Here is a 13,054-nt window from a genome sequence, read left to right on the forward strand (position 1 = left end):
TCAACATGGGTTACTTTTGGCATCAGCACTATTGGATGCCTCATCTGATATTATTTTTAAATATTCCTGTAGCTTATCCCCAGCTATTGCCACAAATGCATCATTTGGCTGACTGGTTCCATCATGAAGTAGTCCAGCACAGGCCATGGCTATATAATATTCGAAGTCCAATTGATTCTGATTATCTCCATAAGTCACATCCCATAAAGCAAGAGAAACAGCCATCCCTAAAACATATTGCCCCATTAATTCATGATGTGCGTTTGGCAAGCCTACAATATTATTTTGCACTACAAAGTTTTGTAATCCTTGTGTAAAATCAGATGCATATGAAAAATGAAGAAAATAAGCATGCAAATTTTCATGGATCATTGTTCTAGCGATTGATAGCTTAGTAGCGGTATTCAAGTAAGTATTATCCATAGTAACTACCACCTCATTAGAGGATAGTTTATCCGTTTTTCCATTTCGACCAACTAAATTTTCTTGCTTAATTGTATATTGAAAATTGGTTGCATTTGCAAACATATCCATAATTCCGCTGTTGATGTTTAGGGAGTTAAGCATTGCAGCAGGTACTGAACTAAAATCCAAAGAACATGAAGTTTGTACAAATATTTCACTGGCACATGGATCTGTAAGATTGTTGGTTACTTCCTCCTCTTCCTCAAAATCAAAATCATCACCACCACCACCTGGGCCCGGAAATGGAATGCAGTCATCATCAAGTGGCTCACAGAAATAAGCATCTCCAGGATTTGGCGATGGGTTATGTCCCCCTGACCCATTGTCTCCCGGAGAGCCGACAAATATTGGTGGTGGACAATTCAGCTCAAACACGTTAATACAATTGACCACTACCTCGGGAAGCATGCCCCCTTCCCCTTCCGATTCACTGGTAACCACATAACAGTATTCTTTTACAATCAGTGTACAGTTGGAAGATTTATTCTCATTCTGAGGTCCTTTCCCTGCATACATGGTCTTTATCGACTCCAACACACGGCCTTTCCCAATCCCAAAACTGTGGAGCAAAGTCCCTCCCATATCAAACACTCCGATACGGCCTTCCCATGCCTTTCCCAAATCACTGTAATTGATCTGTCCAAAATCTTTTTTGCCCGTTTGTCGCTTTGGGTAATACCGCACCAAATAAATCCCATAACCACCAGAACCATTCTTTTCTACCAGCATCAGGTTTGTCAATATTGCCGATCCAACATCCCCATCCCCCCATTCTTCGGCAAATTCTTTTGGGTATACCATGTCTGCATCGGTCAGGTTTATTTCATATGCCATACGGCCATCGGCCAGACGGTATTTCTGGGAGGATTCCCATGAAGGAAGCAAAGCCATCTCACCGAAATTCACCAAGTTTAGCCTTGCCGAATTCATTTGGCTCTTGGCCTTGACCGTTCCTTTGTTGTTTTCAAACCAAGCCTTTACTGCAAGTATATCATCCCCCAACTCCATGGATATGTCCGGAATCGATTCTTCTTCCTGAACACATGCTGTGAAAAATAGGGCCGCAATAGTGAAGGATAGCATCCAATTGATGACATACCCTTTCTTTGGCACACGCCCTGTTTTATTCAGCCCACAAGTCCCAGCCTTGCTCCTGAATAGTGTGTGTGTGGGGGAGGGGGGGGGGTAAACCTTAGTTTCATAACGTAATAATTTTTGATAAAAATTTTATTTTAAACAATCAATCTCTAATAATAGCATTTAATTCCATAGTTTCAAAATGGAACTGTATTTTTTTATGATTTCATACAATCTCGTTAGGAGGGACAACCAATTGTCAATCAAAACAATGGATCGATAGCCCTGAGGTCTTATCTTTCACATTGAACTCCATTCTTCTTAAATCCAAAACATCAAAAATTAGATCACAGGGCTATCGCCCCTAAAATTCGGCTGGAATATACATTTCTCTACGAAGAAACATGAGCTACGCCCCTGGTTCTTGCAATTTGACAAGTGAACCAGAAAACAAATTGCCCATCAACAAAAAGGAGCATAGTCCTGATATCTTTGTAAAAAAAAAGCCTAAAACAATCCCCAGAGGGGCATAGCCCTGACATCTTTTCATTCATATCACCCCCATATTTCTACAATCCAAAACATCAAAATTTAGATTATAGGGTTACACCCCTAACATTCGGCTGGAATATATATTTCTCTACGAAGAAACATGGGCTACGCCCCTGGCTCTTGTAATTTGACAGATGAACCAGAAAACAAATTGCCCATCAACAAAAAGGAGCATAATCCTGATATCTTCGTAAAAAAAAAGCCTAAAACAATCCCCAGAGGGGCATAGCCCTGACATCTTTTCATTCATATCACCCCCATATTTCTACAATCCAAAACATCAAAATTTAGATTACAGGGTTACACCCCTAACATTCGGCTGGAATATACATTTCTCTACGAAGAAACATGAGCTACGCCCCTGGCTCTTGTAATTTGACAGATGAACCAGAAAACCAACAGTCCATCAACATAAAGGGGCATACCCCTGATATCTTTTTTGCAATGCAAAAAGATACCCCTAATTTTAAAATTTTTCAATCTTCCAATTCCTTAATCAACTGAACATTTCAATCTAATTATAATTGTGTATTACAAGAAAAACACCTACCCCAACAGCATCTCCTCTATCATCACCGCTACCCCATCTTCTTTGTTGCTGAGTGTAACTCGGTCTGCGATGGCTTTGACTTCTTCACGGGCATTGCCTACGGCTACGCCAAGACCTACTGCTTCGAGCATCTCTATGTCATTGTAGTTGTCTCCAAAAGCCATGACGGATTCCAACCCAAACCCATATTTCCGCTCCAATAAAAGTTCCAAGGCTGAGGCTTTGGAAATCGACTTTGGTGCTATTTCTATGTAGGTATCTTTTGATCGGTAGAGGTGTAGATCGGTCCCCATATGCTGAGCAGCATTTTGGAAGAAAAAATCTATTTCATCTGCAGGCCCCATACACATTACTTTATGAGCCCCTTTCTTCCTGCCTTTCCAAAGTGCCAATACCTGATCCAAAGGCTGCAAGGTGGGGTCAACACGTGTGTTTTTAGCTTCACGCTCCGCCCAATAATCATATTCAGGCTCAAACCATTCCTCACCTTGATAAAGACTGACATGCACCTGGGTTCCCTTGGCGATTTTCACCAATGCCTCACAATGATCCAAAGAAATAGACACGTCATCGAGTACCTCTTTTGGTTCATCATGAATCACAAATCCGCCATTGTAACAGATCAGTGGCTCTCCCAACCGCCCCATATCCCTTTGCAAATGCCGCATGGCATCCGGCATGCGGGAAGATGCGAGAATGACAGGAAAATCTTTGGGCAATTTGGCTATGGCCGAAAGTAATCTAGGGGACAGCACCCTGTCCCCGTTCAATAATGTACCATCTATATCGGTACAGATCGCTTGTATTTGCATTATTCTATTTGAAAGTCTTTGAATTCATCAAAAAAGCCTGAAATAGCCCCGAAGCCAATAAAGATAAAGAACAGGATAAACAAGGCAAAACCTACTGCTATCCAAAGCAATTTGGCCTTTGCCCAATTGGATTTGTTTGGGTTTCCGGTTTTGTCCAAAGCCCAAACAATCAGCATAATAAATCCTACAACGGGAATATTCGCTATAAATACGGTTAAAAACCAATCACTTGTGTTTACTGGTGGGTGTTGAAACTCTTGATTCATGTTCATAAGGCGGATGTTTTTAAGTGAATATAAATAAAGTAATCATTGACCGATTTATAGAAAATCTTCTACTTCAAACATATATTCAGTGATCGCAATATTCTCCATGTTCAAAGGATCAGTCTGAATAAAGTATATGGTGATTTCCTGGTAATCTTCTATTTTGGAAAATCTTTTGACATAGAGATCGGCACATTCCCGGGCGGTACTCTCTTCATTATGCTTATATGCATCAGACTTGCCATTATAAAGTCTCAACTCTATCCTCCCCGAATGCACTCCATTGACGATTTCTTTCTTGACATTCACCTCAGAGCGTTCAAATTCTCCCAATGCGAGGATTTCTTCAGATGGGAAAAAACCTCCCCCCATCATTTTCTCCATTCCAAACATAAGTCCTTTCAATGCTTTTTCTGAATCGCATGAAGTCAGGGATAAGGCAAACACGAATATTATCTTGGCTAGATGCTTTTTCATTTGGCTGCTACTGCTTCTATTTCTATGAATAAATCAGGGTTTGCCAAGGCATATACTGCAATCGTACTTCTGGCTACTTTGTTGGGATTTGTTTCATTGTTGAAATATTCCCCATAAGCTTTGAACCAAGCTTGCCAATCAACTTCCCCCGCTTCATTTGGAGCTAGATAAACCCTCAGAAAAAACACATCTTCCAAATCAAAATCTGCTTCTTTCAGGGCGGATTTGATTTTTTCCAGCGTGCTCACACTCTGTTGATAGGTATCTCCATAGCGTTCTGATGTACCTGCTTCCGCTTCTGGGTTGACGACGTCTGCGACCAATCCAGATGTGTAGAAGTATGATTTGTCAGCAGGAACATGCACGCCTTTCAGTATACTTGCTTCTGGCCGGTCAAACCTGGTGATGATGCTTTCCAGCTCTTTCGAAGAGTCTTCCACAACCCTATCATCAATCTTGATTTTACAAGATCCAATCAGGCCTAAGATCAACAATAAACAACTCCAAGTCAATTTTCCCATATATTGGATTTCTATTCTGGACTCCACCTCATTATGTTAGGCAATCGCCCTTTCTTTTAATTTCTTCTCAACCCTTAAAATAAAATCACTCAAGACATTCATATAATTGATAAAGGCATCATAAGGCGAGTCATAAGGACTGAAATAAGCGTGTATATCCCCATCGGAGAAAAATTTGGTACACATATAATAGAAGTGATCCGAAGTCTGCAAATAAATCCAATCCCGCTGAATCTCCTCATCTTCGATACTTTTCACCTTTTCCGCCAATTCATAAAGCTTTCCGAAAGCTTCATCCTGTAGGTCATTTCCCAGCCATGCCGTCAAATCACGCTCTTCATCCGCCCAGGAAATCGGTATAGGCACATGAATAGGCGACACAGTCCCTGCACCTCTGATCACTTCCGAAGGTGTAGAAAACCCAAAATCACTTCCCCTAAAAACCGCTTCCGGCAGTGCCTTCATGAATTCAAATATGCCCGAATCCGCCCATTGGTGCTCCCCAAATGTCTCATAATCCATAAATAAGTTCAAAGTCTCCTCTTCCTTCGGTATGGCATTGATCCAATCAACAAATTTCTCGGTGGTCAAAGGATAGTCCGGCCAAGATTTGTTGCTAAACCTGAAAGCGATATCATCGCTCAATTGGAAGTTTTTCAAGAGTACTTTCAACTCAGGGTTGAGCGCATTTTTGTAAACATAATTGGGACTTTTCCAACCAAGAACATGCTTTGCCCCTTCTGTCAGAATCCCTTCGTAACCAAGATCAGCTACAGTTGCTCCTATACTATCTGAATATATCAATTCGGTATTCCGAAAAACTTTCGGCTCATAGCCATCAAAATACTTTTTGATCTTCTCACGGTGGATTTCCACCAGTCTGATGAATTCTTCCTTATTTTTCAAAGAACTCAAGGAATGCCCGTCAGTTTCATTCAACAGCTCTACATGGCCGGTTGCCACAAGTTTTTTGAAGCTTTCCAACACATCAGGTGCATATGCCTCAAATTGGTCCAAGCAAACACCGGAAATCGAAAAACTTACTTTGAAAGCCCCATTGTAGTGATTGATCAAATCCAAAAGTAGTGCATTCATCGGAAGGTAGCATTTTTGTGCTACTTTTCTCATGATGCTTTTATTGCTATAATCATCCCAATAATAATGATCATCGCCAATATCAAAAAACCTATAAGGTTTGATCCTTAAGGGCTGATGTACTTGAAAGTAAAAACAGATAGTTCTCATGGCTATTCTTTTGTTATTTTATCGTAAACAGTTACTAATTTGGCGGCTACATGTTCCCATTTCAGGTTTTTCAATTCCTCGCTCCCCAATTCTTTGAACATTTTGGAAATGCTTGGATAGTGCAACAGGGCAAAAATTGCATCTGCCATCGCATCCACATCCCAAAAGTCTATCTTGACAGCATTTTGCAGCACTTCCGCTACTCCGGATTGCTTTGAGATAATCACTGGTGTATTGTGCCGGACTGCCTCCAAAGGTGCAATCCCAAAAGGCTCGGAAACAGAAGGCATGACATATACATCCGACATGGCATACATGTCATCTACATCCTGGCCTTTGAGAAACCCCGTAAAATGGAATCTGGTCCCCATACCGAGTTCGGCAACACGATCTATCATCCTATTGAGCAAATCACCATTCCCAGCCATTACAAACCGTACATTCGGGTCTCTATCTATCACTTTTTTTGCTGCCTCCACAAAATATTCAGGCCCTTTTTGGAAAGTAATCCTCCCCAAGAATGTGACAATTTTCTCCGGTACTTTCTTTTTCACTTTGGATTCTATGATACTTGAATCCAATACTGCATTGTGCAGCACACTCACTTTGTCTGGGTGTACCCCGTATTTATTGATGACAATGTTTCTGGTCAAATGACTTACTGCCACCACATGGTCTGCAGCGTGCAGCCCTGCATATTCTATATCGAAAACGGGCTTGTTGACAGACTCTCCAGATCGATCAAATTCCGTAGCATGAATGTGTGCTACCAGTGGTTTGCCACTCATGTGCTTGGCAGCAATACCAGCAGGATATGCCAACCAGTCATGTGCATGGATGACATCATGCTCTTTGGACTTGGCAATCTGGGCTGCTACCAGTGCATACCTTGAGACTTCCATCATCAGGTCCTTGCCATACTTCCCACTGAACTCAAACTTATTGCTGAAAACACTTTCGTCTACGTCCACACGGTCATGCATGGCGTAATCCGTATATTTTTTGAACTCCTCCGGGCTTAGGTATGGCACCAAAAAACTCCCTACTTCCAAATAGGTCAGGTTTTTCCAGATTTGTCTAAATTTCTTTTCCCTGTAATCAATCGTCACTCCACTTGCATTTACAAAATCGGCAAGAGGCTCTTCATCACCCCAAAGCTTCGGGACAACAAAAATAATATCCTGCTTGTGGTGCACCAGCCCTTTGACCAATCCATAGCAGGCAGTCCCAAGACCACCGGAGATATGTGGTGGGAATTCCCACCCAAACATTAAAACCTTCATAAAAATTGTTTATACTTTATTAACCAAATACATCATTCTCAACAACTCACCAATACTCCATGCCTGGGATATTGCCCCTTTTGGACGATGCGGTGGATCTCCATCATATATCTCCGCTATCGCCCCAACACCATATTGCGACATCACCCCATCAAAACCTTTTATGATTTTCTCTATGAAATTTTTACCCGATTTGCCATGCAGCTTCAGATACCCTTCTGCAAAATGCCCCAACAACCAAGGCCAGACTGTACCATTGTGGTACGCAACATCCCTGGTATACTGATTGCCAAAATAATAACCTTTATAACCTGGATCATCTGGTGAAAGTGAGCGAAGTCCTCTTGTAGTCAACAGTTTGGATTTAACAATCTCCAATACGCTATCCATTTGTCCCTCTTCAAGGGGACTGTATGGCAAAGATGTCGCAAAAACCATGTTTGGCCTGATAGCCCAATCTTTAAAATCCCCGTCGACGTAATCTGCCAAATAGCCTCTTTTTTCATCCCAAAACACCTCATTGAAAGATGATTTTACTTTTTCTGCCAAATCAAAGATCTCTTGCTCAGAGGTCAACTCATGGTAAAAACGCAGGGCATTGTACCATAACGCGTTGATTTCAACTGGGCAGCCAATCCTTGGGGTCACCGGTCCATCCGAATTCACGGCATCCATCCATGTCAGGGCTATCCCTTCCTCTCCTCCATACATAAGCCCATTTTCCATCATATGGATGTTGAAATCTGTACCTGAGCGATACCCATCAATGATGCCCTTCATTTTCTCCACATACCTCTTCTTGATCGTCTTGTCGTCACCCGTCACTTCCACATATTGTTGAAGTGACCAAAAAAACCAAAGTGGGGCATCCATTGAATTCATGTTGCGCATCACGCCACTTCCTACGTTCGGGAAAAGCGCTCCATGCAAGTCCGCCACCATGGTGTCAATGATATCCAGAAACACCTCCTTATCACCATTGGCCAAAGTCAAGCCCGGCACAGCTATAAAAGTATCCCTGCCCCACCAGCCAAACCATGGATATCCCGCAATCACATGGGTTTTACCATCTCTTTTTTGAATAAACTGTCCTGCGGAATTTTTCAGGCAATTCTCAAAATTATTTCTGGGAATCCTTCTTGCCAATTCCTTTTCAAATGCACGCTGCCTGGTACCTGGATCAGCCTCTGTCAAGCCAGCTGAGAAAATCACCGATTCCCCTTTTTCTATGTCAAATTCAAAATACCCAGGCACAAACAAATCCTCTTGGTATTCATAGCCTCTTTCCCGCTCCAAAATATATTCTACATTGTGGTACCAATTTGGGTTAGACACAAACCCACTCTTTTTGGACAACTGCATAAACAAGGGACTATATTCCGGGTAAAGCTGGAAAACTGCCCCATTTGATACTTTTTGAAAGTCTCTGTTTACTTTTTCATTCTCTTTTGACAAATTATGATAGCCCCTAAATGCCAAGAATGGGCTGATTCTGATTTTCGTTGGAGAATGGGCCTCCAACAATGTGTAGCGGATCATTACCCTGTCTCGGTTGGTATCCAAAATCAGCTCTTTTTGCAACAAGACACCGCCAACCCGATAGGTCAATTTTGGGATTGGCTCTGATACAAAATCTTCCAGATACTTGTGGCCTCTGGGCGAATAATTCCCTGGGTATTTATTGATGCCTAGGTTAAAACTTGCTCCCCTTTGAATTACTGTCTCGTGAACAGTGGATAAAAGTACATGAAGCTGTGTGTCGATTTGTGGCTGAGGAGACACCAACAACCCATGATATTTCCTCGTATTACATCCAATAATCGTTGTGCTTGTATATGAACCACCTCTGTTGGTTCTGATAATTTCGCGATCTAGGGAATAATTGAGATTAATTAATTGGGATTTGTCAAAATGGATGTAACTCATTTGGTTAAAAGTTTGGAGATTTCCATAAAAATAGTTTTTACAATTCAAAAGAAAAACTATTAGGCAAAAAATAAAGGTTATGTTTCCATAACCTTTAAAATATTCTGATGTTAAGAGCTAACCCTCTCTTTTTGTAACTCTTCGAAGTTCCTGATCGATTCTTCAAACTTCTCAATGTAGCGCTGTATGAATTTGGTATTCAAAGGCTGAATCTTTGGAAATTTTGGCGAGGCTTTATATAATGTAAACATTGCCGTATAGTTGATTTTTAGTTTGAATTTTATTGACTCAAAATTAATGCCAAGACTTTTCATTAAAATGAAAAAACCCCTCTTTACGAGGGGCTTAAGGGTGGAAGACCGGGTTCGAACCGGCGACCTCTGGATCCACAAACCAGCGCTCTAACCAGCTGAGCTACAACCACCATATATTTACTTTTCTCAGATCATCTATCTGATTGGACTGCAAAAGTAGTATTTCGGTTTTTTCAAAGCAAATAATTTCTATTTATTTTCTTGAAAATTTTAACCTCTCACCTTTCTTCTCTTCATGGAACGTCCCATTTTCGTACGCCAAGTGTCCCGAAACGACCGTATGCGTAACTTTCGACTTAAAAGTATGTCCCTCAAAAGGCGACCACCCGCACTTTGAAAGCACATTTTCCCTGCTCACTTCCCAAGGACTCTCCAAGTCTACAATCACCAAATCGGCATGGTATCCCGGCCTAATATACCCCCGCTTATCTATCTCAAAAAGGATGGCGACATTATGGCTTGTTTTCTGTGCAATCTCCTCCAACCTGATTTTCCTGTCATGATACATGTCCAACAAAGCCACCAAACTATGCTGCGCCAATGGCCCGCCTGAAGGAGCTTTCATATAATTCCCGCTCTTCTCCTCCAAAGTATGTGGGGCATGATCCGTGGCAATGACATCAATATTGCCCTTTAGAACACCTTCCAAAATACGATCCCTATCATCAGCGGTTTTGATCGCTGGGTTCCATTTGATAAAATTACCCTTTTCTTCATAGTCTCCATCAGAAAACCACAAATGATGAACACAGGCCTCTGCTGTGATTCTTTTCTCTTCCAATGGCAAATTTTCATCGAACAATTCTACCTCCCTCGCTGTACTGATATGGAGGACATGTAGCTTTGACCCATACTGTCTTGCCAAATCAACCACCCTTTTGGAAGCGTCATAGCAGGCTTCTGCAGTCCGGATCTTTGGATGGTATGAAGGTGGTATATCATCACCAAATTCTGCTTTGTATTTTTCCAGGTTTTCCTTGATGATATTGTCATTTTCGCTGTGTGTAGCGATCAGCAATTTACATTCTGAAAAAATCCGCTTTAGACTCTCTTGATTATCTACCAGCATATTCCCAGTCGAAGAACCTTGAAAAACCTTGATTCCACATACACTTTCCGGATCTACCTTCAGAATTTCATCGATATTATCATTGGTCGCCCCAAAATAGAAAGAGTAGTTTGCGAGGGATTTTTCCGAGGCGATTTTATATTTATCTTCCAGCAGCTCCAAAGTCGTCGCTTGGGGAACTGTATTCGGCATTTCCATATAAGTCGTAATCCCTCCAGCCACTGCCGACTTGCTTTCGGTGTAAATATCCGCCTTGTGGGTCAAGCCCGGCTCCCTAAAATGCACTTGATCATCGATTAGCCCAGGAAAAACATATTTCCCACTCGCATCAATCTTGATATCGGCATCAAATTCCGAGAGGTCATTTCCCACATTATAAAATAAGCCGTCCTTGATAAGTATGTCTAAGGGGGTAATCTTGCCTTCATTTACTATATTTGCACCGGTAATCAATATGCTTTTCATGAAATTTTAATTTATTAAGTGAAAATCTGCTTAATCAGTAATTGTCAAAAGGGATAAAGCCATTACTAAATACCAACCAAAAAAACTTTCATTGAGTTTAATTTCAAGTCTTTTTCCCAATTCTTCAAAAATAATCAATCATGTCCGATAGCACTCAATCTTTTGAAAATTTTAAATTAAATAAACAGCTTTTAGAAGCAGTCAAAGAAGCGGGCTACACCAAACCTACTCCAATTCAAGACAAGGCCATTCCACTTGCGTTGGCAGGACATGATGTCTTGGGAATCGCACAGACAGGTACTGGCAAAACCGCAGCCTATGTACTCCCTATCTTATTCAAAGCAAAATATGCGCAAGGACAAAACCCACGTGTACTTATATTGGCACCTACCAGGGAACTTTGTATGCAAATCGAAGAAGCTGTCATCAGCTTTGGGAAATATACAGACTTGAGGTACGTATGTCTTTTTGGCGGATTGGGTCCCAAATCACAGATTGAAAAACTGAAGGCTGGTGTCGACATCATCATCTCAACCCCTGGAAGGTTTATGGATTTGTACAAAAAAGGGGAAATCTTCGTCCGTGAAATCAAAACCATGGTGATGGATGAAGCTGACAAAATGCTTGACATGGGCTTCACCCCCCAAATCAGGGCAATCTTGGAAGTGATTCCAACCAAAAGACAGAACCTCCTCTTCTCCGCCACTTTCAGTGAAAAAGTGGAGAGACTTTCCACCGAATTTTTGGAATTCCCTGAAAGGGTAGAAATATCCGCCCAAGCTACTACGGCAGAGACCATCCACCAGATCAAATACCTTGTTCCGAACATCAAAACCAAGACAAATCTTCTTGAGCACATCCTTGCGGATGAAAATGTAAAAAGGGTGATAATTTTTACCAAATCAAGAAAGAACGCAGAGTCTGTCTACACTTATTTGAGCAGAAAAAACCTTGGAGAAATCAGGGTGATCCATGCAAACAAAGGCCAAAACACGAGAATCAATTCCATGGAGGACTTTAAGGCTGGCAATGTGCGAATTCTCGTAGCCACAGATGTAGCCGCTAGAGGACTGGACATCACCATGGTCAGCCATGTGGTCAATTTTGATGTGCCCTTGATCTACGAAGATTATGTACATAGAATTGGTAGAACGGGTCGCGCCGAACAGGATGGTGCAGCCATCACGTTCGTCAATCCTGCTGAAATCTATCATTTTGAGAAGATCGAAGACATCATCCGGATGACTGTCACGGAAGCCAACATCCCTGACGAAGTCTCTATCACTCCTACACCATTTGTAGAAAAACAAATCTATGAGCGTGAGATTGACGGACAAAAACGTAAGGAAAACCCTGATTTCAAAGGAGGTTTCCATGACAAAAAAGCCCGCCCTAAACCAAATCCAAATAAACCAAAAGAAAAGCGTGGCAACAAAAACTCCAAAGCCAAGCGAAACAGGAATCAAATGAAGACCCAAGGGAAGTGGAAGAAGAAAGGAGGGTAAGGGTTAAATTGTAAAGTTGAAAAGTTGGAAGGTTAAGGGATTAGAGATTGAAAAATTTGAAGATTAGGGGGGCCGGAAGGTTGGAAGACTATGTTGGAAAGTTGCAATGTTGAAAAGTTTGAAAGGTGGCTAACGCACGAAAAATTAGAAGTTGATTGAGGATTGGAAGATTGTGGGGTAAAGAGCTTGGCCGCTACGGATTGTTGGAGATTAGTTGATTGGGTTATTAGGGGATTTGGTTATTGGTAAGTCACAATGGTAAGGAGTACTTGAGAAATAGGAGTGCCCATTGTACTTGGTCTTGCGGATTGGGTGGCTTCGAAATGGTTAAAGCTAGTTAAACCTTAACATATCACTGAAAGTCAATCCTGTTTAACAGACAATTTTTTAGAACTTTATCAGGTTACTTTCAGAATATTCGTTTTAACATTTTGCCTCTTACATTCCTCTGATTTCAGTGATAGCTGCCTCTCTAGAGAAATGACCAGAGGCATCAATTTTCAGCAAAAATATGTCCCCCATCTCGA

At 41.5% G+C, this 13,054-nt stretch carries 11 protein-coding genes and 1 tRNA gene; 1 reads left to right on the forward strand and 11 read right to left on the reverse strand.

What is annotated here, in order from left to right:
• From ACFSKL_RS12860 to ACFSKL_RS12910, 11 genes are all read right to left on the reverse strand, one after another.
• Complete coding sequence (locus ACFSKL_RS12860; protein WP_376886618.1) at positions 1-1,578, reverse strand: hypothetical protein; 1,578 nt, start codon at positions 1,576-1,578, stop codon at positions 1-3.
• Between the two features lie 1,062 nt (positions 1,579-2,640).
• On the reverse strand, positions 2,641-3,456 hold the full coding sequence (locus ACFSKL_RS12865) for a Cof-type HAD-IIB family hydrolase (protein ID WP_376886619.1): 816 nt from the start codon (positions 3,454-3,456) through the stop codon (positions 2,641-2,643).
• The gene (locus ACFSKL_RS12870) at positions 3,456-3,728 is read right to left on the reverse strand and encodes a hypothetical protein (protein ID WP_376886620.1); all 273 of its coding nucleotides are present in this window, start codon (positions 3,726-3,728) and stop codon (positions 3,456-3,458) included. Before ACFSKL_RS12870 ends, ACFSKL_RS12865 begins: the two co-directional genes overlap by 1 nt.
• A 48-nt stretch (positions 3,729-3,776) precedes the next feature.
• Positions 3,777-4,199, reverse strand: coding sequence for a hypothetical protein (locus ACFSKL_RS12875; protein WP_376886621.1), 423 nt, complete (start codon positions 4,197-4,199; stop codon positions 3,777-3,779).
• Positions 4,196-4,720: a RidA family protein gene (locus tag ACFSKL_RS12880; protein ID WP_376886622.1), complete on the reverse strand. Its 525-nt coding sequence runs from the start codon at positions 4,718-4,720 to the stop codon at positions 4,196-4,198. Before ACFSKL_RS12880 ends, ACFSKL_RS12875 begins: the two co-directional genes overlap by 4 nt.
• 36 nt (positions 4,721-4,756) lie before the next feature.
• On the reverse strand, positions 4,757-5,965 hold the full coding sequence (locus ACFSKL_RS12885; RefSeq protein ID WP_376886623.1) for a glycoside hydrolase family 57 protein: 1,209 nt from the start codon (positions 5,963-5,965) through the stop codon (positions 4,757-4,759).
• A 2-nt stretch (positions 5,966-5,967) separates the two neighbouring features.
• Entirely contained in the window at positions 5,968-7,248 is a 1,281-nt protein-coding gene (locus ACFSKL_RS12890) for a glycosyltransferase family 4 protein (RefSeq protein ID WP_376886624.1), read from the reverse strand.
• A gap of 9 nt (positions 7,249-7,257) precedes the next feature.
• The gene (locus tag ACFSKL_RS12895) at positions 7,258-9,174 is read right to left on the reverse strand and encodes an amylo-alpha-1,6-glucosidase (RefSeq protein ID WP_376886625.1); all 1,917 of its coding nucleotides are present in this window, start codon (positions 9,172-9,174) and stop codon (positions 7,258-7,260) included.
• 110 nt (positions 9,175-9,284) lie between these two features.
• A complete protein-coding gene (locus ACFSKL_RS12900; RefSeq protein ID WP_376886626.1) occupies positions 9,285-9,425 on the reverse strand; it encodes a hypothetical protein in 141 nt (46 codons plus the stop codon).
• A gap of 98 nt (positions 9,426-9,523) precedes the next feature.
• Positions 9,524-9,599, reverse strand: a tRNA-His gene (locus tag ACFSKL_RS12905).
• Between the two features lie 82 nt (positions 9,600-9,681).
• Positions 9,682-11,022: a dihydroorotase gene (locus ACFSKL_RS12910; RefSeq protein ID WP_376886627.1), complete on the reverse strand. Its 1,341-nt coding sequence runs from the start codon at positions 11,020-11,022 to the stop codon at positions 9,682-9,684.
• 140 nt (positions 11,023-11,162) lie between these two features.
• Here ACFSKL_RS12910 and ACFSKL_RS12915 point away from each other — a divergent pair, with 140 nt between their 5' ends.
• The gene (locus tag ACFSKL_RS12915; protein ID WP_376886628.1) at positions 11,163-12,527 is read left to right on the forward strand and encodes a DEAD/DEAH box helicase; all 1,365 of its coding nucleotides are present in this window, start codon (positions 11,163-11,165) and stop codon (positions 12,525-12,527) included.
• Positions 12,528-13,054: the final 527 nt, after the last annotated feature.

It is taken from the genome of Belliella marina, from assembly GCF_042682445.1.
Lineage (GTDB): Bacteria > Bacteroidota > Bacteroidia > Cytophagales > Cyclobacteriaceae > Belliella > Belliella marina.

Excerpts from the sequence above, each read along its gene's own strand:
- ACFSKL_RS12885 (WP_376886623.1), bottom strand. The coding sequence starts at position 5,965 with ATGAGAACTATCTGTTTTTACTTTCAAGTACATCAGCCCTTAAGGATC.
- ACFSKL_RS12900 (WP_376886626.1), bottom strand. The coding sequence starts at position 9,425 with ATGTTTACATTATATAAAGCCTCGCCAAAATTTCCAAAGATTCAGCCT.
- ACFSKL_RS12870 (WP_376886620.1), bottom strand. The coding sequence starts at position 3,728 with ATGAACATGAATCAAGAGTTTCAACACCCACCAGTAAACACAAGTGAT.
- ACFSKL_RS12895 (WP_376886625.1), bottom strand. The coding sequence starts at position 9,174 with ATGAGTTACATCCATTTTGACAAATCCCAATTAATTAATCTCAATTAT.
- ACFSKL_RS12910 (WP_376886627.1), bottom strand. The coding sequence starts at position 11,022 with ATGAAAAGCATATTGATTACCGGTGCAAATATAGTAAATGAAGGCAAG.
- ACFSKL_RS12890 (WP_376886624.1), bottom strand. The coding sequence starts at position 7,248 with ATGAAGGTTTTAATGTTTGGGTGGGAATTCCCACCACATATCTCCGGT.
- ACFSKL_RS12915 (WP_376886628.1), top strand. The coding sequence starts at position 11,163 with ATGTCCGATAGCACTCAATCTTTTGAAAATTTTAAATTAAATAAACAG.
- ACFSKL_RS12875 (WP_376886621.1), bottom strand. The coding sequence starts at position 4,199 with ATGAAAAAGCATCTAGCCAAGATAATATTCGTGTTTGCCTTATCCCTG.
- ACFSKL_RS12865 (WP_376886619.1), bottom strand. The coding sequence starts at position 3,456 with ATGCAAATACAAGCGATCTGTACCGATATAGATGGTACATTATTGAAC.
- ACFSKL_RS12880 (WP_376886622.1), bottom strand. The coding sequence starts at position 4,720 with ATGGGAAAATTGACTTGGAGTTGTTTATTGTTGATCTTAGGCCTGATT.